Below are 20,252 nucleotides of genomic sequence, written 5' to 3' on the forward strand. Positions count from 1 at the left end.
CCACGTCCGCGCGCAGCGGCATAGAATCGTGACATGACCCTTGAACGATGGCGGAGGCACCTACGATGACGACCGACAATCGGCCCGACGACGGCGAGCACAAGCTCGAGAATCTGGAAGCGGCGGTCGACCACCTGCACAAGTCGATCGAGTCGCAGAGCATCGCGGCTGGCGCGGCGAAGGGCATCCTGTTCAGCCTGATCGAAACGCTCGGCGCGCTGATCGGCGATCCCGACCTGCCCGAACATGCGCGCTCCGGATACGAGGCGCTGCGCGACAAGGCGCGTGATTTGCGCGGCGGGCTTGACCGGCATTGATGAACCGGCAGCGCGGGCGTCGGCCGCACGGCCCGCGCCGGTGCTGCCCAATCCTGCGCGGCGCGCACAAAACCCCGTGCGCTCAACGAGTTAGCCCGCCGGTGCGCAGGATATCCACAAGCTTGCCAACACAATCTGTGGAGAACCGTCCGGCCCCCAAAACCGGCTGCGTGGTGCAGGCCTTGAGGCCGCAAACGATGCCGCGTCATTGACCTGCCTGCCCCGATCTACTGAATCCCCTTTTGTATCAGGATGTTACGCGTCACATTGGTGGAATATCCACAGGCTTGCCAACAAAATCTGTGGATAAGTCTGACGTGATTGCTTCCTGATGGTTGAGGATCCGGCGCGCGGCGGCCGGCAGGCTCGCGCCTTTGCGCACGGGCTGCCCGCTGCGTGCATCGGCGCGGTAATTCGTGCGCGATCAACGGGTTAGGCCCCGGGTACCCAGGATATCCACACCCTTGCCAACACAATCTGTGGACAAGCAGGGCGCCATCATTCGACCGGCGCCGCGTCGGCCGCTTCCGCAACGATCCAGTCGCGAAACAGCGTCATCGCCGGCGTGAGCGGCTTCGACTTCAGCGACGTGAGCCAGTAGCCGCCCGCGCGCACGTCGATGTCGAGCGGCCGCGCGAGCTGGCCGAGCTGCAGTTCGCGCGCGAACATGCAGGCCGGCGCGAGCGCGATGCCCGCGCCCTGCATCGCGGCCTCGACCATCAGCCGCGACGAATCGAACACGGGCCCGTTCACCGCCCACGGTTCGAGCTGCGCGGCGTCGAACCAGCCGAGCCATTCGTCGGTGCGGTACGAGCGCAGCAGCGTTTCGTTCGCGAGATCGGCCGGCCGTGCGAGACGCCGCGCGATCTCCGGCGCGCACAGCGCGGTGAGCGGTGCATCGAGCAGCCGCTCGTTGCGCGTCGCCGGCCAGTTGCCTTCCCCGAAGCGGATCGCGAAATCGAGGCCCTCGGCCGCGAGGTCGACGACGTTGTTGTTGGTACGCAGCCGCAGCTCGACGAACGGGTGCGTGTCGCCGAAGCGCTTCAACCGTGGCATTAGCCAGCCTAGGGCAAAGGTGCCGACCGCGCCGAGCGTCAGCACCTCGTGGAAGCGCCCGCCCTCGAACTGCTTGAGCACGGTCTCGATCCGGCTGAATGCGTCGCTGAGCACCGGCAGCAGCGCGCGCCCTTCGTCGGTAAGCCCGAGGCCGCGCGGCAGCCGGGTGAACAGCGCGCAGCCGAGCCGCTCCTCGAGCGAACGCACCTGCTGGCTTACGGCGGCCTGGGTCACGCTCAGCTCGAGGCCGGCGCGCGTGAAGTTCAGGTGGCGCGCCGACGATTCGAACGCGCGCAATGCATTCAGCGGAAGATGAGGGCGGAGCTTGGTCATAAGAATTTCTTGTGGCAGCGCTCAATTATCGTTGCTTGTCAGGCAACCGTAAAGTCACGATAGTGCTGTCTCGGCGGCCGGCCGTTCCGCATTCATTCCACCACGAGAGACACGACATGACCTACTCATCGCAACGTCGAACCCTGTTGCTGGCCGCCGCGACGGCGCCGCTCGTCCTGACCGTCGCCGCGTGCGCGTCGCCGCCGGCCGCGGGGCGGGACGTTTCGTCCGCGACGTCGTTTGCCGCGCTCGAGCACGCGGCGGGCGGCCGGCTCGGCGTGTGCGCGATCGACACCGCGAGCGGCCTGCACGCGCTGCATCGCGCGGACGAGCGCTTCCCGTTCTGCAGCACGTTCAAGGCGATGCTGAGCGCGGCGGTGCTCGCGCAGAGCGTCGAGCACCCGGGGCTGCTGCAGCAGCGCGTGACGATCGCGCAGTCCGATCTCGTGAACTACTCGCCGGTGTCGGGCAAGCACGTCGGCACCGGGATGACCGTCGCCGAGTTGTGCGAGGCGGCGATCCAGTACAGCGACAACTCGGCCGCGAACCTGGCGATGAAGCTGATCGGCGGGCCGGAGGCGGTGACCGCATATGCACGCTCGATCGGCGACGACGCGTTCCGGCTCGATCGCTGGGAGACCGAATTGAACACCGCATTGCCGGGCGACCCGCGCGACACGACGACGCCCGCCGCGATGGCCGCGAGCATGCGCGTGCTTACGCTCGGCGACGCGCTTCCGCCGGCGCAGCGTGCGCAGCTCGTCGCGTGGCTGCGCGGCAACAAGGTCGGCGACAAGCGGATTCGCGCGGGCGTGCCGGCCGGGTGGCAGGTGGCCGACAAGACCGGCACCGGCGACTACGGGACGACGAACGATGCAGGAGTGATCTGGCCGCCGTCGCGCGCGCCGATCGTGCTCGTCGTGTACTACACGCAGGCGCGTGCCGATGCGAAGGCGAAGGACGACGTGATCGCCGCCGCCGCGCGTATCGCGGTCGCGACGTTCGCCTGAGCGGGCGGCGCGGCGTGCGTTCATCGACGGATGGACGAAGCGATGGAGGCACGTCGTGCCGCGGTCGTGACCGGCAGGTCGAAACGTTGTGCGATCAACGACTTAGGTCACGCATGCTCAGGATATCCACATCCTTGCCAACAAAAATTGTGGACAAGCCCGCGAGCGGTCGCGTTCACCGCGCGGCGGGCGCGGCGTCGGTATGCCGCGGGCCTGCCTGCACGATTCGAAGCGGCATGGACAAAGTCTTTCGGATCAAGCGCTTGTGCGTGGTATGCGCAGGCTGTCCACAAGCTTGCCAACACAATCTGTGGACAAGCCCGCTCGATGTTCAGCCATGCCGATCGTCGACCGACGGCCAGCGCGCGAACGCGAACACCCACAACATGATGAAGTTCAGGACCGGGATGAACATCGTCAGGATCCACCAGCCTGAATGCCCGGTACGCCGAACGATCCGGACATACGGATAGACGACGATCGCGACGAGCACGAGCGAGACGATCAACTGTCCTGCGGTGAAGTGTTCCATGGTCTTCCTCGGATGATGTGTCGTTGTCCGATGCGGGCCGAACGGCCCGCACGTGGCGCCGCGCGTGCAGTCGCGCGATGCGCGGCCGCGTGCGGCTCGTGTGATCCTGACGCGTCGTGTGCATGAACGTCAAGCTGCGTTCGGGGTGCCGCCGTTGCGCCGGATCGTCCGATTGCGCGCGTGAGCGGACCGCGCGCTGCCGCAGCGGTGGCGCGGCGCATGAATCGTTGGCCGATCAACGGGTTAGGCGATGCGTGCGCAGGATATCCACAAGCTTGCCAACAAAATCTGTGGGTAAGTGGCGTGACGATCGCGTCGCGTATCGAACGCACATCGGAACGCACATCGACGTGGCATCGTGATGCGAAGTGCGGCGAACCGGCGCGTCTGACGGCGCGGCGCGCGCCGCGTCTGCATCACGCGTGCCAAAGTCCGTCGGATCAAGGGCTTAGCGTCGCGGTGCGCAGGATATCCACAAGCTTGCCAACATTTTCTGTGGAGAAGTCCGCGTGGCGATCGCGCTGCGCCGGCCCGTGTGTCGGCTCACGCGGTACACACGCCTGCCACGGCGACTTTCTGGAACAGGTGCGGGCTCGCGACGGCGGACGACGGATAAGCCGACAGTTTCGCGACGAACTCCGGGTGCGTGAAGGCCGCGCGAAACGCGTCGGTCGATTCCCAGATCGCGTAGTTGAAGTAGGTCGGACTGTCGCCGAGCGCGCGATGAAGCTGGGTCGAAATGAATCCGGGCTGCCGTTTCATGAACTCGGCGTCGTCCTTCCACACGGCCAGGAAATCCGCTTCGTCGGCCGGATCCAGCGTGAAGACGTTGACGAGGACGACGGGTTGCGCGTCGATGCAGAGCTGTTGCTGGATCGGAAAGGCCGGGTCCATCGGCTTGAAATGAGGCATGGGGCACTCCTGCAAGTAATTGGGGCGATGGCGCGATCACGCCTGCCCGTTCGGCGCATGAGCGCCGGACATCGTCGACAGCACGCGCATCGCCGCATCGAGATCGGCCGAACTGAATTGGCCCGAGATGTCGCGGACATGCTGCTGCCATTGCCCGACCACCGCCTGGTAGGCCGCGGCACCGCGCGGGGTCAGCGTGTACAACGGAGAGCGCTTGTGCGTCGGATTCGGCAGCGGTTGCACCAGTCCTTCTTCCACGAGCACGTTGATCTGTTTCAGGACGGCCTGCCGCGTGATGCCCATGGTGTCGGCGATCTGCGGGATGTTCGGGGCTTCCGGCGCCATCGAGATGGCGCCCAGCACCTGCCAGCGCGCGCTGGTCAGGCCGTGCGGCGCGGCAAAGGTATTGCCCCATTCGATCAACAGGCCGTTCAGCCGGAAGACGGACAGCGCGACGGAAGTCAACTTGGTGGATTTCGTCATGGTCGGGATGCGCGATAAATTGACAACTAATTTACGCAATTGGTAACTGGTTGTCAATGTGGTCGTGGATTGCCACGGACGGGCGGACGAGCCGGCGTGGCGGGAGAGGGGATCGCTACGCGATGTCGCGTCGAGACGTGCGCCTGTCCGGCGCGGCCTGGCGCATTCGCTGCGCACGACCGCCAAACCCTTTCGGATCAATTGCTTGCCGTCGTTAGCGGCCGGTTGTCCACAAGCTTGCCAACACAATCTGTGGAAAAGCCGGCCGTCAGGCGAGTGTCAGGCCGGAACGGGAAAACGCACCGTCACGGTCAGCCCGCGCCCGCCTTGCGTCGTGCCGAGCGCGACCGTCGCGCGATGCTGTTCGGCGATCCGCTTGACGATCGACAGGCCGAGCCCGCTGCCCGACGACGTGGCCGCCTGCGCGCCTTCGCCGCGATAGAAGCGCTCCCATACGTCCGTGCGTTCGGCTTCCGGAATACCGGGGCCGTCGTCGGCGACTTCGAGCACGGGCGTCGCGCCGTCGAGGCGCGCGGACACGTCGACGCGCGCACCGTCGCCCGCGTAGCGGATCGCGTTGTCGACGAGGTTGTTCAGCAGCACGCGCAACGTGTCCATGTTGCCCGCGGCCATCACCGGCGACGACACGATCGCGCCGAGGTCGATATGGTGCGCATCCGCGACGCGCGTGCGGTCGGCGACCACCGAGCGGCACAGCGCGGCGAGATCGACGGGCGCGGATGCCGCGGCGGACGCCTGCGCGTCGGGTTCGAGGCGCGCGAGCGTCAGCAGCTGTTCGGCGAGGTGGCCGAGGCGCGTCGTGCCGGCCTGGATCTGCGCGAGGATCTGCTCGCGTTCGTCGGCCGTCGACGCGCGCCGCAGCAACTGCGACTGGATCGACAGCCCCATGATCGGCGTGCGCAACTCGTGCGCGGCATCGGCGATGAAGTGCCGCTGCAGCGTGAATGAGCGGTCGAGCCGCGCGAGCAGATCATTGATCGCTTCGGCGAGCGGGCGGACTTCGTTCGGCATCGACGCGATGTCGACCGGTTCGAGATTGTTCGCATTCCTGCGCTTCAGGCCGGATGCGATCGTGCGCAGCGGCCGAAGCCCCGCGCCGATGCCGAACCACAGCCCGATCGCGAGCACCGGCAGCATCGAGAACACCGGCCACAGCAGGTGCACCGCGATGCCCGCGATCGCTTCCCAGCGCGCATGGCGCGCCTGTGCGAGCCGGATCGTCGTGCCGCCGCGTTCGGTCACGTAGGTGCGCCACGGCTGGCCGCCGACGTCGACGCTCCCGATGCCCGTCTGCGCGGGCGGCGGCAGCTCGGATTTGCGATCGGTCGAATAGACCAGCGTGCCGTTGCGCCAGACCTGCAGCAGCACGGCGTCGGGATCGCTGGCCTCGAAATCGTGCTTGCCGTCGCCGTGATTGCGGAACGACAGTTCGCCGTTCGGGCCGACGACGATTTGCTTCGACATGCTGCGCATCTGGTCGTCGAGGAGATCGTCGAGCTCGCGCAGCGCGCCCCAGTAGGTGCCCGCGCTCGCGACCAGCCCGATCACGCACGCGGCCGGCAGCAGCCACATCAACAGGCGCCGCCGCAGCGATGCGCTGCGCCAGCGCGCGATCGCGTGTTGCAGATGCGTCATGCGCCGTCACCGATCCGGTAGCCGACGCCGCGCACCGTGCGGATCATGTCGTGGCCGAGTTTCTTGCGCAGGTTGTGGATGTGCACCTGCACCGCGTTGCTTTCGATTTCCTCGCCCCAGCTGTACAGCCGTTCCTCGAACTGTTCGCGCGAAATCACCGCGCCGGGGTCGCGCATCAGTTCGTGCAGCAGCACGAATTCCTTCGGCGACAGCGTGACTTCGTCGTCGTTGAGCCAGACCAGGTGCTTGACGGGATCGAGCCGCAGCGGGCCGATCGCGAGCGTCGTCTGTGCGCGCCCCGCGTGGCGGCGGTTGACCGCGCGAATGCGCGCGAGCAGTTCCTCGAGCACGAACGGCTTGACGAGGTAGTCGTCGGCGCCGCTGTCGAGGCCGGCGATGCGGTCCGGCACGCCGTCGCGCGCGGTGATGATGATCGCCGGCAGGGTTTCGTCGCGGCGGCGCAGCGACGCGAGCACCGACAGGCCGTCGCGGTTCGGCAGCCCGAGGTCGAGCAGCAGCAGGCCGTAGCTGGTGGAGCGCAGCGCGAGCGTCGCGGCGTCGCCGTCCTTGACCCAGTCGACCGCGAAGCCTTCCTGTTTGAGGCCCTGTTCGAGCCCGCTGCCGATCAGCGGATCGTCCTCGACGAGCAGTACGCGCATGGATTCGTGTCAGTTGGCGGGCGTGGCGCCCGGGGTTCCCATGATAAGCGCAGGTGTCTTAGGCCGAGCTTAAACACGGGCGCCTCCGTGCGTTCGCGCACCGAAAGGCCGCGACGGCATGCCGCGGCCGACGGCCTTCAGGTTTGCTTAATCTTACGCTCCGTAATCTCGGGGCCGTCGCGTTCAACGGGAGCGCGGCGCACTCGAAAAAATGGAGGAACGAGATCATGAAACACCTGACGAGAATCCTGGCGATCGCGCTCGCCGTGCTGCCCGCCGCCGTCTACGCGGAATACACGGGGCCGTCCACGCTGACCACGACGACCGTGAAGGAACTGCTCGCGAACGGCAAGGACGATCAGCACGTGCAACTGCAGGGGCGCATCGTCAAGCACACCGGCGGCGAGGACTACGAGTTCGCCGATGCAACCGGCACGATCCGCGTCGAGATCGACAAAAAGCTGTGGGCGGCCGGCCAGCCCGTCAGCGACAAGAGCGAAGTGAAGCTGACCGGCGAGTTCGAGCGCAAGTGGTCGGGCAAGGTGAAGGTCGACGCCGATCACGTCGAAGTGTTGCGCTGACCGGTGCACCGGTGCGGACGGGGCCGGTGATACCATGGACGACCGGTTCCCGTTCTCACCAAGATGGCTGCCAATTTCGATGAACTCGCGTCCCGGATCCGGGCGCAATTTTCCGAACTGAGCCCGCAATTCCAGGCGGGCGCTGCATTTCTGCTCGATCATCCCGACGAGGTTGCCACCTCGTCGATGCGCAAGGTCGCGCAGCGCGCGCAGGTTCAACCCGCGTCGCTCGTGCGGCTCGCGCAGCAATTCGGTTTCCCCGGCTGGAACGAGCTGCGCGACCTGTGCGTCGCGCGCGTGCGCGCGCGTCCCGAGCCGCTCACGCAGCGTGCGCGTTCGCTCGTGCGGCCCGACGCGAAGGCGTCGCTCGCGCACGACCTGCTCGCCGCACAGCAGCACAATCTCGCCGCCACCGCCGCGCAGAATGCGCACGCGCTCGCCGACGCCGCGAAACTGATTCGCAAGGCGTCGCACGTGCACGTCGCGGGATTTCGGTCCTGCTATCCGGTCGCGTTCGGATTCGTATACGGCTATCGGCTGTTCCGGCCGACCGTGTCGTTGCTCAACGGCGTCGCCGGCTCGCTCGAAATGGAGCTGCGCACGATCGCGAAGCAGAGCGTGACGGTGATCATCAGTTTCGCGCCGTATTCCGCGGAAGCGACGCGTGTCGCGCAGGCGGCGAAGGCGCAGGGCAGCAAGATCGTCGCGATCACGGACAGCGCGGTGTCGCCGATCGCGCTGCATGCGGACGCGCAGCTGATCTTCACGCACGACAGCCCGTCGTTCTTTCCGTCGCTGGTCGCCGCGCATGCGATGGCCGAGGCGCTGGTCGCGCAGCTGCTGGCGATGGAAGGCAGCGATGCGATCGCGGCGCTCGAGCGCACGGAAGCGGAACTGCATGCGAAGGGCGCTTACGTCGTGTAGCCGCACGGCGGCGTGACTGGCGGCACACCGCGCCGCGCGCGCGGCCCCGGCATCCGCATATATATTTCACCGCGCCCTGAACCGTCGCGGTATCGCGCGCGCGTATGCTGACGTCTCCATTCCGAGGAGACCGCAATGTCCGATTCCAACGTGCAGTTCCGCCTGGCCGAAACCTTCCGCGCGCTGCACACGCGCCCCGGGGCCTTCATCATCCCGAACCCGTGGGATGCCGGTTCCGCCCGGCTGCTCGCGATGGCCGGCTTCGAATCGCTTGCCACCACGAGCGCCGGCTTCGCCTTTTCGAGGGGGCGGCCCGACAACGCGATCGACCGCGACGAAATGCTCGGCCACATCGCCGAGATCGTCGCCGCGGGCGGCCTGCCGGTCAGCGCCGATCTCGAGAACGGCTTCGGCGACGCGCCCGACGCGGTCGCCGAGACGATTCGCCTGGCGGCCGACGCCGGCGCGGTGGGCGGCTCGATCGAGGATGCGACCGGCCGCGCCGACGCGCCGATCTACCCGCACGACCTGGCGGTCGAGCGCATCGCGGCGGCGGTCGACGCGGCGCGCTCGCTGCGGTTTCCGTTCACGCTAACCGCGCGCTGCGAAAACTATCTGCATGGCCGTCCCGACCTTGCCGACACGATCGCGCGGCTCGTCGCGTACCGCGACGCCGGCGCCGACGTGCTCTACGCACCGGGCGTGACCGATCCCGACGAGATCGCGGCGATCACGCGCGCGGTCGGCGCGCCGGTTAACGTCGTGATGGGGCTGCAGGGCGGGTTGCTGAGCCTCGAGGCGCTCGCGGCGCTCGGCGTGAAGCGCGTGAGCGTCGGCGGCGCGCTGGCGCGGGCCGCATTCGGCGCGTTCCTGCGCGCCGCGACGGAAATGGCGCGCGACGGCACGTTCACGTTCACGCAGGCGGCGGTGCCGGGGCGCGACCTCAATCGCTGGTTTTCGGCGCCGGACAATTCGCACGTCCGGTTCGAACAATGAGCGCCGATAAAACGTGGGAACGTTTCCAGCTGAAATCCGATTGACAGTAATCAATCGAAACCGCCGCCGATTTGAAGTTCGATGACGGCGCGAAATTCATCGTTTATTCTCCGCACTCCGGCTGTTTGACCATATTCGGCGCGCAAGCCGCGCCGAATATGGTGTCAGAAGCCCGCCGCGCGAACCGCTGCCGCGTATCGTTGCGATTTTCAGGTCGATGTTTTGGGGTATTCGGGAGTTGCCGGTTATTTATTGGGTTGGTAATCTGCCGCGTATCCGAAAGACCTGTCAGCGGGCCGCCGGAAAATGAATATATAAAAAATCGAGAGAGCGATGACAATCCGAGAAAATCACAGCAACGGCTTTCGCGTCGGCGATGTCGTGACGCTGAAAACCGGCGGGCCGCGCATGACGGTCACCTATGCCGGGCCGGTCGTGTTCGACGATGCCGACTGGCTCATCTGCCAGTGGTTCGACGACGGTGGCCACTTCCGGCAGGAAATGTTTCATCACGAAACGGTGGTGCCCGAACCGCGTGCGATTTCCGCCGGGCGCGTCCGACTGCGCATGCAGGCGCATCGTTATCGTTCGGCAGCCTGAGGCCACGTCCGTCACGACGCCGCTTGCCGGCGGCCGACTGCTGCGTCGCATCAGCCCGCGGTGCAGGCATGGGCGTGACCGCGACATCCGCGACATTTCACGTCAACCCGAAACATGCGGCGGCCCGACGCGCCGATACTGCACGCATGAACCCGACCAATCCGATTGCCGCGGTCACGCACCGCGATCCCTACCCGTACTACTCGACGCTCGTCGACGGGCCACCGCTCGCGTTCGACGCCTCGCTCGGCCTGTGGGTCGCGAGCCGGGCGGCGAGCGTGACGGCCGTGCTCGGTCACCCGGCGTGCCGCGTCAGGCCGCTCGATGCGCCGGTGCCGCCCGCGCTGCGCGGGACGACGGCGGGCGCGCTGTTCGGCGATCTGGTGCGCATGAACGACGGCGCATTGCGGCATGACGTGCCGAAGCAGGCGCTGCGCGCGGCGTTCGCGCCGATCGACGTCGACGCGTTGCGCGAGCGGGCCGTGCAACTTGCCGGCCACCGGCTGCGCGCATCGCATGACGCCGATGCACTGAATGCGTGGTGCCTGACGGTGCCCGTTTGCGCGGTTGCCGATCTGCTCGGCTTCGACGACGCGCAACTCGACGATATCGCTGCGCTGGTCGTCGACTTCGTCGCCGCGCTGTCGCCGCTGTCGGACGACGCGGCGCTGGCCCGCGCGAGCGAGGCCGCGCGGCAGCTGCTCGACCGGATGACGGAGCGCGTCGCGCGCACGCGCGCGCACGACGGCTCATGGGTCGCGGCGATTCAGCAGGCGGCCCGTGCCGCGGGCTGGCACGCAAGCGGCGCGCTCGTCGCGAATCTCGTCGGGTTGCTGTCGCAGACGTGCGAGGCGACGGCCGCGTGGCTCGGCAATGTGCTGGTCGCGTGGGACGCAACCGGCGCCGAACGCGCGCTGCCGGATGCCGCGACGCTCGACGCATTCGTCGCCGAGGTCGGCCGCTTCGATGCGCCGGTGCAGAACACGCGCCGCTTCGTCGCGTCGCGCACGACGATCGAAGGCGTGACCGTCGATGCCGGTGCGGCCATTCTGGTCGTGCTCGCGGCGGCGAACCGCGATCCGGCCGTGCATCGCGAGCCGAACCGATTGTTGCCGGGCCGCGCACCGGGGCCGAACTTCGGGTTCGGCACGGGTCCGCACGGCTGCCCGGGCGAGCGGATCGCGCGGGCGGTGACGGCGGGGGCGTTCGGGGCGTGGCTGCGCGCAGCCAGCGAAGTGCCGCGCGACAGGCTGGTGTGGGACTATCGGGCCTCGACCAATGTCAGGATGCCGAAGTTCGAAGCGGCGAGGTAAGGAGAACAGCGGGACTGGCTAGCGGCAACCTTGCTTCTCGGCCCATTGCTCCTGGGCGGCGACGCGGCGCTGCACGCGTTCGACGAGGCCGGCGGAGAAGGTCCGCATGCTGATGCCGCGGCGCTTCGCGAGGATGGTTTGCGCGACGTCGGTTTGCGGGTTCGGCTGGCATGCCCAGTAGAGCGTCATCAACCAGCCGATGCCCGTCCACGCGAACAGGGCGTTGAACATTGCGATCGTCAGCTTGTCGTGCCGGGCGCGCCGGTCGGCGACGATGGCCGGAAGAAAATAGAGCGCGATCGCCGCGACCGAACCGGCCACCTGAATCAGGACTGCGTGTTCCATGTTGCTGCTCCATCAGAACTGCAATGTGGCCGATTGTCGCGCTTTTTCCGTTTGTGTGCCGGCAATTGATTGTTGCGTTTTTAATGACGATCAGCGCGTGGCAACGTCCTGCGGCTGCGCTTCGTTGCGCAACGCGAAACCTTCGTCGAGCCAGCCCGTGACGCCGCCGATCATCAGCTTCACAGGGCGGCCGAGGCGCGCGAGCCGGATCGCCGCGCGCGCGGCGCCGTTGCAGTGCGGGCCGGCGCAGTAGACGACGAACAGCGTGGCGGCCGGATGGTCGGCGAGCTTGCCGGCGACGATCTTGCGGTGCGGCAGGTTGCGCGCGCCGGGCACGTGGCCGGCGGCAAACTGCTCCGGACCCCTGACGTCGAGCAACACGAAATCGGGCGCGCCGGACGCGAGCGCGTCGTGCACGTCCCAGCAATCGGTCTCGAAGCGCAGCGACGCTTCGAAGTGCGCGAGGGCGGCGGCGCTGTCGGCGGCGGGGACGTCGGTGACGTAAGACATGAAAGGCGCTCCTGAAGGGCGGCGCGGAATGCGCCGGGATGAAGGGCAGTATCGCGGTTCGGCGGTCATCGCGGCAGTGGCGCGATCGACAAGTTCCGGTAACATCGCGCCATGCACAATCATCTCGTCGTCGCGCTCGCCTACGATCGCCTCTGCACCTTCGAATTCGGCTGCGTGGTCGAACTGTTCGCGCTCGAACGCCCGGAACTCGGGGTCGACTGGTATCGCTTCGCGGTCTGCGCGAGCGAGCCGGGCCCCGTGCGCGCGGCGGGCGGCATCACGGTCGCCGCGCCGTACCGGCTTGCGATGCTCGATCGCGCTGACACCATCGTGATTCCCGGCTGGCGCGATCCGGACGAGCCGCCGCCGGAACCGCTGCTGAAAAAGCTGCGCGCCGCGCATCGCCGTGGCGCGCGGCTCTGTTCGATCTGCTCGGGCGTGTTCGTGCTCGCGGCGGCCGGCGTGCTCGACGGGCTCACCGTCACGACGCACTGGCGCTACGCCGAGCGCCTGCAGGCGCGCTATCCGGCGCTGCGCGTGAATCCCGACGCGCTGTACGTCGACGAAGGGCAGATCGTCACGTCGGCCGGCTCGGCGGCGGGGCTCGACATGCTGCTGCATCTCGTGCGCCGCGACCACGGCGGCGCGATCGCGAACCGCGTCGCGCAGCGCCTGGTGCTGCCGCCGCATCGCGACGGCGGCCAGGCACAGTTCGTGCCGCGACCGGTCGCACCGGGCGGCAGCGACCGGCTCGCGAAGCTGATCGACTGGATGCGCGCGCATGCGGCCGAGCCGCACACGCTCGCGTCGCTGGCCGCGCAGGCGGCGATGAGCACGCGCACGCTGCAGCGGCAGTTCGCGGACGCGACGGGAATGTCGCCGCTCGCGTGGCTGATCCGCGAGCGTGTGAACGTCGCGAAGGACATGCTCGAAGCCCATCCCGGGTTGTCGCTCGCGCAGATTGCCGCGCGCGCGGGGTTCGGTTCCGAGGAGTCGTTGCGTCGGCATTTCCGGCGCGTCGCGGCGACGAGCCCTGCCGCGTACCGGCGCGGGATGGATCGCGGCGTGAGGCCCGCGGACGCGTGAGCGTCGAGTCTTCCTTCGCCACGGCGGCGCCCGGCCGTCGTTCGCTTTCTGCCGACTTCGAGCGCGCGTAAGATGGCGGTCGCCGTGCGGCGATCCGGTTCACGCGCGCTGCGCTTCTTGCGCCGCTGCGACCAGCCGCCATTCATCCATCACAACGACAAGGACAATCGCCATGGGCCTGCTGGGAAAGCTGTTCGGAAAGAAACCGCGTGATGAAGCGGCGACGCCCGCGCCGTCCGCGAACGACGCATCCGACGCATCCGAAGGCGCGAATGATCAGAACGGCCCCGACATCGCGCCCGAGCTTGCGTCCGCGCTGAAGGCGTTCCAGGCCGGCCGGCACGAAGCCGCGATCGCGGCCGCCGCGCCGCATGCAGAGCGGCTGGCCGATGCGGCGCGCCTGTGCGCGCTGTCGTATTCGGCGATGAAGCGTTACCGGGAAGCGTTTCCGTACTGGCTCGCGCTGTTCGACCGCGAGCCGAGCGCGCACAACGCGGTGCAGCTCGCGACGACCTCGGTGATGTGCGACGAAGTGGAGCGCGGCGAAGCGTGGATGCAGAAGGCCGCCGAGGTCAATCACGACACGCACGAGCAGTCCGACGTCGCCGCGCGCGTGAACTTCATTTCCGCGCTGATGCAAAGCGGCCACCTGCGCGAGGCGCTGCCGCATCTCGCGTGGGTGCGCGACGTGTATGGCCACGTGCGGATCACCGACTCGACCTTCCTCTACATGCGGGGCATTCCGTTCTTTGCGTCGTTCCTCGAGAACAGTTTCGAGATCCTGAAGGCCACGCAGCCGGCCGACGCGATCGCACCTTGGTACGGAGAACTGAAGGGAAAGCTCGACGAAGAAGGCGAAGCGCAGCTTGCCGCCTGGGTCGGTCGGTTGCCGGCATGACCGGCGAGTCGTCACGCATCGCGACGCCGGCCGCATTCTGCCGGCGCGGCGTCGCGGCGCGCATGCTCAACGCGTGTTGGTGTCGCGGGCGGTTTCCTTGATGCACGCGATCCGGTACACGCCGTCCTCGACTTCGACACCATGCGTGTCGTGCGTGAAGCCGGGGAAGCGCAGGTCGTACTGCTCGAGCGCCTTCAGGTAGCCGAGCAGCGGGCCGTCGGCCGGCCCCGCGTTCTCGCCGGGCATCAGCAGCGGAATGCCGGGCGGATAGGGCACGACGCCCGTCGCGACGGTGCGGCCTTCCATCTCCGACAGCTCCAGCATCTCGATGTCGTTGTGCACGAGATGTTCGAACGCCTCGGCCGGGCTGAAGTCGGGCTGCGGCAGCGTCGAGAAGCCGCGCGACATCATCTCGGTCGTCTTCAGGTCGCTCATCGCGCTGAACATCAGGTCGCACAGTTCGCGCAGGCCGAGCTTGCCGTAGCGGTCCGGATAGCGCGCGACGAGGTCCGGCAGCGCCTGTTCGAGCGGCGCGTTCGCGTCGTAGTCGCGCTTGAAGTCGAGCAGCGTGTTGACGAGCGTGCCCCACTTGCCCTTCGTCACGCCGAGCGAGAACAGGAACAGGATCGTGAAGTCGGTCGTCTTCTCGACGACGATCCCGTGCCGGTCCAGATACGCGGTGACGACCGACGCCGGAATGCCGACCGGCATCAGCCCGCCGTGCGGCGCGACGCCCGGCGTGACGATCGACACCTTGATCGGATCGAGCATGCAGTAGTCGTCCTCGATCTCGCCGAAGCCGTGCCACGTCTCGCCCGGATGCAGCACCCAGCACGACGGATCGGTGGCGAGCAGCGTTTCGTCCGCTTCATGGAACGGCACGCGCCGGCCTGTCTTGCGGTCGACCACGGTGTCCGGCTGCCAGCCGTTGAAGAACCAGTCGTCGTTCTCCTCGCATTCCGCATGCAGCCGCGCGAGCATCCGGCGGAACGACACGGCCTCGCGGATCGCGTCGGTCGTCAGCGCCTCGCCGCCGGGGCCGTCCATCATCGCGGCGCTCACGTCGTTCGACGCGATGATCGCGTAGTTCGGCGACGTCGACGCATGCATCATGTATGCCTCGTTGAAGCGTGCATGCTCGATCGGATTGCGGCCGTCGCGGACGTGGATGAACGACGCCTGCGACAGCGCGGCGAGCAGCTTGTGCGTCGACTGCGTTGCGAACACGGTCGGCTTGCTGGCGTCGTGCTGCGCCGGATCGCCGTGCATCGCGTGACGATCGCGGTAGATCGGGTTGAAGCGCGCATAGCCGTACCATGCTTCGTCGAAATGCAATCGGTCGACGCTCTGGCCGAGCAGTTCCTCGACGCGCGCGACGTTGTAGCAGAGGCCGTCGTATGTCGAGTTCGTGATCAGCGCATGCACGGGCGTCGGATCGATGCCGTCGCGCCCGCGCACCAGCGGGTTCGCGTCGATCGCGAGGCGCACGGCGGCGGCCGTGAGCCGTTCCGGCATGATCGGCCCGATGATCCCGTAATGGTTGCGTGACGGGATCAGGTAAGTCGGAATCGCACCGGACATCGTCATCGCGTGCTCGGCCGACTTGTGGCAGTTGCGGTCGCACAGCGCGACCTGGTTGCGCGTGACGCTCGCCATCAGGATCACGCGGTTCGACATCGACGAGCCGTTGGTCACGTGATACGTGCGGTGCGCGCCGAACACGCGCGCCGCGTAGCGTTCGCTTTCGCCGATCGGGCCGGAGTGGTCGAGCAGCGAGCCGAGTTCGCCGACCGAGATCGACAAGTCGGAGCGGAACAGCGCCTCGCCGAAGAATTCGAAGTACGCGCGGCCGACCGGCGATTTCAGGAACGCGGTGCCGCCCGTGTGGCCCGGCGTGTGCCACGAGTATTCGTACACGCGCGAGAACTGCGCGAGCGCGCGGAACATCGGCGGCAGCACGGTTTCGCGGTAGCGTTCGATCGCGGCGACGATCCGCCCGCCGATGAACGCGGTGGTGTCTTCCAGCATCCAGATGAAGTCGTCGGCCTTGCGCATCGCGTCGACGGGAATCGCCGCCGCGCTCGCGCGGCTCGCGAGCAGGAACACCGGCACCGTCGCATTGCGCGCGCGCATCGCGTCGAGCACGGCCTGCGCGGGCGCGTGGGCGGGATCGTTGCCGAGTTCCCAGTTGAGCAGCAGGCACTGGATCGCGGGATCGGCGTCGACCACCGCGCGCGCGTCTTCGGCGGAGGTCGCGATGACGACGTCGACGAGCCGCGTGCGCAATTCTTCGACGAGCGCGGTGGCCGCGCGTCCGGTCGCCGTGCGTTCGTCGATGTCGTGCTGCACGAGCAGCGCCTTCATGCCGAGGCGGCGGAACGCCGGTTGGGTCAAGGAAGCGGTCATGGGTTATTCCCCCGTTTGCTGGGTTGCCTGGACGCCCGCGGCCGGCGAGCGTGCGTGAAGGATGTCGGCCGTGTGTCGGCCCACGGAGATCCAGAAGGTCGCGACGAGCGCGACGATGGTGACGCCGAGCGCGAGGTAGCGCACCCAGCGCGGCGAGCGGCCGCCCGGATGGATATGGGTTTCCTCGATTTCGCGCTGACGGTTGATCGACAGCTCGTAGAACACGATCGTCGCGATCACGAAGATCAGCGACCAGCGCGTCTGCTGGCCGTCGGAGCCGACCATCGCCCACAGCGCGTAGACGGCGCCGATCAGGCCGACGATCGTGTAGAAGGTGAACTGGTGCGACGGCATCTTGCCGTAGCCGAGCACCTTGATCGCGATGCACGAGTAGATGTACGGCAGGAGCGTCATGATCACGGCGATCGACGCGATCTTGCCGAACTGCTCGCTCGCGCTCGGCGACATCGTCGCGAGCACCTGCACCGACATGATGACCGCGACGATCGCGAGGCCGGCCGACGGCACGTTCTTCGAGTTGACGCGGGCGAACACGCCGGCGAACAGGCCGTCGTCGGCCGCGGCCTTCGCGGTCTGGCCGACCAGCAGCGTCCAGCCCGCGAGCGAGCCGAGGCAGCCGAGCGCCGCGCAGATCGCGACCGCGTTCGCGGCGGTGTCGCCGAGCGCGAGGCGCGCGGCATCCGCGAACGGCGCGCTCGATGCGAGCAGCGCCTTGTTCGGGATCATCCCCATGATCACGGTCGAGCTGAGCACGTAGCAGACGGCCGCGAGCACGACGCCGCCGACGGTCGCGATCGGCACGTTGCGCGACGGGTTTTCGACGACACCGGCCGACACCGACGCGCTCTCGACGCCGATGAACGCCCACAGCGTGAAGTTCAGCGTCGCGCCGATCGCGCCGAAGCTGTTCGCGCCCGACACGTTCCAGCCGGCGAAGTACACGTCCTTGCTGAACCAGAACCAGCCGAACACGGCCATCCCGAGGATCGGCACGAGCGCGAAGATCGTCGTGACCGACTGCACGCGGCCGACCACGTTCGGCCCGAGGATGTTCGCGTAGGTGAACAGCCAGATCACGAAGATCTGCGCGAGCGCGAATACCCGCGGGTCGCGCAGCATCGGGAAGAAGTGCGTGAGATAGCCGAGGCCGGCGACCGCGAGGCCGACGTTGCCGAGCACGTTCGCGAGCCAGTAGATCAGGTTGGTCTGGTAGCCGATGTACGGGCCGAACGACTTGCGCGCATACGCATACGGGCCGCCGGCGGCCGGGTCGATCGCCGCGAGCTTCGCGAACACCAGTGCGAGCGACACGGCGCCGACGACGGTGATCAGCCAGCCGAAGATCGCGATGCCGCCGGTGGCGGCGAGGTTCGCGGGCAGCATGAAGACGCCTGAGCCCATCATGTTGCCCGCGACCATCAGCGTGGCGGGGATGACGCCGATTTTCGGCGCGGCGATCGCGGTTGGCGCGGCGGTGGAACGGGAGGAAGACGAGCTGGCATCGGACATGCGAGGCTCCTTGAATGATCGTGATGCAGTTGAGGTGGCGCGGCCCGGCGCCGTGTCGACGAATCCGGAATGGTCCGTCGCTTTATTGAACGACAGCATCTTATCTCTTAATTGAGTTTCAATAGGAGTAAACGATGCAATTTAATATCTTGAATATTGATCATTATCATTGAGGAAGATGAAATGTCATGGTGCGAACGGATGAGGGCGTATGAGGCCGGGCGGCGGGCCTTGGCCGGTTCGGGTCATGTTCGAGGGTGACGGTGCAGTATCTCGAAAATTGAACGGATAATCGATTTTTTGCCGAACTGGTTAATTCAATTCATGGGCTGAATGACTCGGGAAACCCTGATTGAATTAGTCGGTTATTATCGGGCGCTTGAAATGCGCGTTTGGCGGCGCCAGTGATTGTTTCTACCGAACGGTGATGCCGATGACGATGCATCGGTGCGATTGCCGACGGCCGCGGCATCACGGTCGAAGTCGCGTTCGGCGCGCGTGTGAAACGCTGCGGGAACGGGCCCTGAATACGTCCGCGGAAAGCGCCCCTGGGGCCGGGCATCGGCGTATCATCCGGTCTTTCGTCAGCCCTATCCAGGCACCCCACCATGACCTCCGTCGACACTACCCCCGTCCTCGACCATGACAAGCTCGTTACCTTCGTCGAGCGCAAGTGGAACGATGAAATTCTCCACGCACTGACCGACTACATCGCGATCCCCGCCAAGAGTCCCGCGTTCGACCCCGACTGGGCGAAGCGCGGCTATCTCGAGCGGGTCGTCACCGATGCCGCGCAGTGGGCCGAACGCCAGCCGGTGAAAGGCCTGAAGCTCGAGATCGTGCGCTTGCCCGGCCGCACGCCGGTGATCTTCTTCGAAACGCCCGCGACACGCTCGGGCAGCACCGACACGATCCTGCTGTACGGCCACCTCGACAAGCAGCCCGAATTCGACGGCTGGCGCGCGGACCTCGGCCCGTGGACGCCGAAGTTCGAGAACGGCAAGCTGTACGGCCGCGGCGGCGCGGACGACGGCTACGCGATCTACGCGAGCCTCGCGGCGCTCGGCGCGCTCGACGAGCAGGGCGTCGAACGGCCGCGCTGCGTCGGCCTGATCGAGACCTGCGAGGAGTCGGGCAGCTACGACCTGCTGCCGTACGTCGACGCGCTGCGCGACCGGCTCGGCCAGGTGTCGCTCGTCGTGTGCCTCGATTCGGGCGCCGGCAACTACGACCAGATGTGGCTCACGACGTCGCTGCGCGGGCTGGTGTCCGGCGACCTGCAGGTCGAGGTGCTCGAGGAAGGCGTTCACTCGGGCGTCTTCGGCGGCATCGCGCCGTCGAGCTTCCGCGTGATGCGCCAGCTGTTCGAGCGCCTGGAAGATGCGAAGAACGGCAATCTGCTGCCCGGCGTGTTTCATTGCGAGATTCCCGACAGCCGCGTGCGCGAAGCCGATGCGGCAGCCGCGATCCTCGGCGACGCCGTGTGGAAGGGGCTGCCGTGGGCATGCGGCGCGGACGGCAAGCCGGTGCTGCCGACCACGACCGATCCGCGCGAGGCGCTGCTGAATTCGACGTGGCGTCCGTCGCTGTCGGTGACGGGCGCGGCCGGCCTGCCGGCGCTCGCCGACGCGGGCAACGTGCTGCGTCCGCGCACCGCGTTCAAGCTGTCGCTGCGCCTGCCGCCGCTGGTCGATGCCGCACAGGCCGTGCAGCAACTGAAGGACCTGCTCGAACTCGATCCGCCGTACAACGCGAAGGTCACGTTCAAGCCGGACGCGGGCGCAGCGACCGGCTGGAGCGCGCCGGATCTCGCGCCGTGGCTCGCGTCGTCGCTCGACGCCGCGTCGCGCCGCCACTTCGGCGCGGACTGCGCGTACATGGGCCTCGGCGGCACGATCCCGCTGATGAACGTGCTGCAGGCCGGCTTCCCGGCCGCGCAGTTCATGGTGTGCGGCGTGCTCGGGCCGAAGTCGAATGCGCACGGCCCGAACGAGTTCCTGCACGTGCCGTACGCGAAGAAGCTGACCGCCGCGGTGGCGGACGTGATCGCGTCCGCGCGCTGAGCGTTCGCGCTGCCCGACCCGAACGGATTCAACCGGATTCAC

The 20,252-nt window shown here is 67.4% G+C and carries 21 protein-coding genes; 11 read left to right on the top strand and 10 right to left on the bottom strand.

The window, feature by feature from the left end; genetic code table 11:
- The first annotated feature begins 65 nt into the window (after window positions 1–65).
- Window positions 66–317 carry a hypothetical protein gene (locus HWX22_RS24900; protein WP_059527240.1) on the top strand — a complete coding sequence of 84 codons (252 nt, stop codon included), beginning with the start codon at window positions 66–68 and terminating at the stop codon, window positions 315–317.
- Window positions 318–815: 498 nt separating this feature from the next.
- Here the strand turns inward: HWX22_RS24900 and penR are convergent, their stop codons facing one another.
- Window positions 816–1,706: a beta-lactamase transcriptional regulator PenR gene (gene penR / locus HWX22_RS24905; RefSeq protein ID WP_059692105.1), complete on the bottom strand. Its 891-nt coding sequence runs from the start codon at window positions 1,704–1,706 to the stop codon at window positions 816–818.
- 116 nt (window positions 1,707–1,822) lie between these two features.
- Between penR and blaPEN-bcc the strand changes: the two genes are divergently transcribed.
- Complete coding sequence (blaPEN-bcc, locus tag HWX22_RS24910; RefSeq protein ID WP_175916585.1) at window positions 1,823–2,716, top strand: PEN family class A beta-lactamase, Bcc-type; 894 nt, start codon at window positions 1,823–1,825, stop codon at window positions 2,714–2,716.
- Between the two features lie 331 nt (window positions 2,717–3,047).
- On the opposite strand, the gene HWX22_RS24915 is transcribed toward blaPEN-bcc, so the two are convergent.
- The 5 genes from HWX22_RS24915 to HWX22_RS24935 all read right to left on the bottom strand — a co-directional run bounded on the left by HWX22_RS24915 (window position 3,048) and on the right by HWX22_RS24935 (window position 6,958).
- The gene (locus HWX22_RS24915; protein ID WP_059526917.1) at window positions 3,048–3,248 is read right to left on the bottom strand and encodes a hypothetical protein; all 201 of its coding nucleotides are present in this window, start codon (window positions 3,246–3,248) and stop codon (window positions 3,048–3,050) included.
- A 543-nt stretch (window positions 3,249–3,791) separates the two neighbouring features.
- On the bottom strand, window positions 3,792–4,160 hold the full coding sequence (locus HWX22_RS24920) for an antibiotic biosynthesis monooxygenase family protein (protein WP_175911813.1): 369 nt from the start codon (window positions 4,158–4,160) through the stop codon (window positions 3,792–3,794).
- Window positions 4,161–4,196: 36 nt separating this feature from the next.
- The gene (locus HWX22_RS24925) at window positions 4,197–4,643 is read right to left on the bottom strand and encodes a MarR family winged helix-turn-helix transcriptional regulator (RefSeq protein WP_175911825.1); all 447 of its coding nucleotides are present in this window, start codon (window positions 4,641–4,643) and stop codon (window positions 4,197–4,199) included.
- Window positions 4,644–4,922: 279 nt separating this feature from the next.
- Window positions 4,923–6,299, bottom strand: coding sequence for an ATP-binding protein (locus tag HWX22_RS24930; RefSeq protein WP_175911812.1), 1,377 nt, complete (start codon window positions 6,297–6,299; stop codon window positions 4,923–4,925).
- The gene (locus tag HWX22_RS24935) at window positions 6,296–6,958 is read right to left on the bottom strand and encodes a response regulator (RefSeq protein ID WP_059699147.1); all 663 of its coding nucleotides are present in this window, start codon (window positions 6,956–6,958) and stop codon (window positions 6,296–6,298) included. Before HWX22_RS24935 ends, HWX22_RS24930 begins: the two co-directional genes overlap by 4 nt.
- Window positions 6,959–7,185: 227 nt before the next feature.
- Here HWX22_RS24935 and HWX22_RS24940 point away from each other — a divergent pair, with 227 nt between their 5' ends.
- The 5 genes from HWX22_RS24940 (at window position 7,186) to HWX22_RS24960 (ending at window position 11,372) form a co-directional block, all read left to right on the top strand.
- A complete protein-coding gene (locus tag HWX22_RS24940; RefSeq protein WP_059526909.1) occupies window positions 7,186–7,539 on the top strand; it encodes a NirD/YgiW/YdeI family stress tolerance protein in 354 nt (117 codons plus the stop codon).
- Between the two features lie 63 nt (window positions 7,540–7,602).
- Window positions 7,603–8,463, top strand: a complete 861-nt coding sequence (locus tag HWX22_RS24945; RefSeq protein ID WP_175911811.1) for a MurR/RpiR family transcriptional regulator — start codon at window positions 7,603–7,605, stop codon at window positions 8,461–8,463.
- Window positions 8,464–8,598: 135 nt separating this feature from the next.
- Entirely contained in the window at window positions 8,599–9,459 is an 861-nt protein-coding gene (locus HWX22_RS24950) for an isocitrate lyase/phosphoenolpyruvate mutase family protein (protein WP_175916586.1), read from the top strand.
- A 333-nt stretch (window positions 9,460–9,792) separates the two neighbouring features.
- Window positions 9,793–10,059 carry a YodC family protein gene (locus HWX22_RS24955; RefSeq protein ID WP_059819461.1) on the top strand — a complete coding sequence of 89 codons (267 nt, stop codon included), beginning with the start codon at window positions 9,793–9,795 and terminating at the stop codon, window positions 10,057–10,059.
- Between the two features lie 146 nt (window positions 10,060–10,205).
- The gene (locus HWX22_RS24960; RefSeq protein WP_175916587.1) at window positions 10,206–11,372 is read left to right on the top strand and encodes a cytochrome P450; all 1,167 of its coding nucleotides are present in this window, start codon (window positions 10,206–10,208) and stop codon (window positions 11,370–11,372) included.
- Window positions 11,373–11,390: 18 nt separating this feature from the next.
- Here the strand turns inward: HWX22_RS24960 and HWX22_RS24965 are convergent, their stop codons facing one another.
- Together HWX22_RS24965 and HWX22_RS24970 are read right to left on the bottom strand one after the other, a co-directional pair.
- Complete coding sequence (locus HWX22_RS24965) at window positions 11,391–11,717, bottom strand: superinfection immunity protein (RefSeq protein WP_059819460.1); 327 nt, start codon at window positions 11,715–11,717, stop codon at window positions 11,391–11,393.
- A 90-nt stretch (window positions 11,718–11,807) separates the two neighbouring features.
- On the bottom strand, window positions 11,808–12,227 hold the full coding sequence (locus HWX22_RS24970) for a rhodanese-like domain-containing protein (protein WP_175911808.1): 420 nt from the start codon (window positions 12,225–12,227) through the stop codon (window positions 11,808–11,810).
- A 111-nt stretch (window positions 12,228–12,338) separates the two neighbouring features.
- On the opposite strand from HWX22_RS24970, the gene ftrA reads away from it, so the two are divergent.
- Window positions 12,339–13,313: a transcriptional regulator FtrA gene (ftrA, locus tag HWX22_RS24975; protein ID WP_059819458.1), complete on the top strand. Its 975-nt coding sequence runs from the start codon at window positions 12,339–12,341 to the stop codon at window positions 13,311–13,313.
- A 172-nt stretch (window positions 13,314–13,485) separates the two neighbouring features.
- Window positions 13,486–14,211 (top strand): hypothetical protein, encoded by a 726-nt coding sequence (locus HWX22_RS24980; RefSeq protein WP_059819457.1) that lies wholly within the window; start codon window positions 13,486–13,488, stop codon window positions 14,209–14,211.
- 66 nt (window positions 14,212–14,277) lie between these two features.
- On the opposite strand, the gene HWX22_RS24985 is transcribed toward HWX22_RS24980, so the two are convergent.
- Window positions 14,278–16,617 (bottom strand): Orn/Lys/Arg decarboxylase N-terminal domain-containing protein, encoded by a 2,340-nt coding sequence (locus HWX22_RS24985; RefSeq protein ID WP_059526881.1) that lies wholly within the window; start codon window positions 16,615–16,617, stop codon window positions 14,278–14,280.
- A gap of 3 nt (window positions 16,618–16,620) precedes the next feature.
- The gene (adiC, locus tag HWX22_RS24990; RefSeq protein ID WP_244135283.1) at window positions 16,621–18,057 is read right to left on the bottom strand and encodes an arginine/agmatine antiporter; all 1,437 of its coding nucleotides are present in this window, start codon (window positions 18,055–18,057) and stop codon (window positions 16,621–16,623) included.
- Here adiC and HWX22_RS32060 point away from each other — a divergent pair.
- Entirely contained in the window at window positions 18,020–18,262 is a 243-nt protein-coding gene (locus HWX22_RS32060) for a hypothetical protein (protein WP_244135284.1), read from the top strand. The two genes, adiC and HWX22_RS32060, sit on opposite strands and share 38 nt — an antisense overlap.
- Window positions 18,263–18,755: 493 nt before the next feature.
- The gene (locus HWX22_RS24995) at window positions 18,756–20,210 is read left to right on the top strand and encodes a M20 family metallopeptidase (RefSeq protein WP_059819454.1); all 1,455 of its coding nucleotides are present in this window, start codon (window positions 18,756–18,758) and stop codon (window positions 20,208–20,210) included.
- The last annotated feature ends 42 nt before the right edge of the window (window positions 20,211–20,252 follow it).

The sequence above is a fragment of the Burkholderia sp. BCC1638 genome (assembly GCF_902833195.1).
GTDB classification, from domain to species: Bacteria; Pseudomonadota; Gammaproteobacteria; order Burkholderiales; family Burkholderiaceae; genus Burkholderia; species Burkholderia diffusa.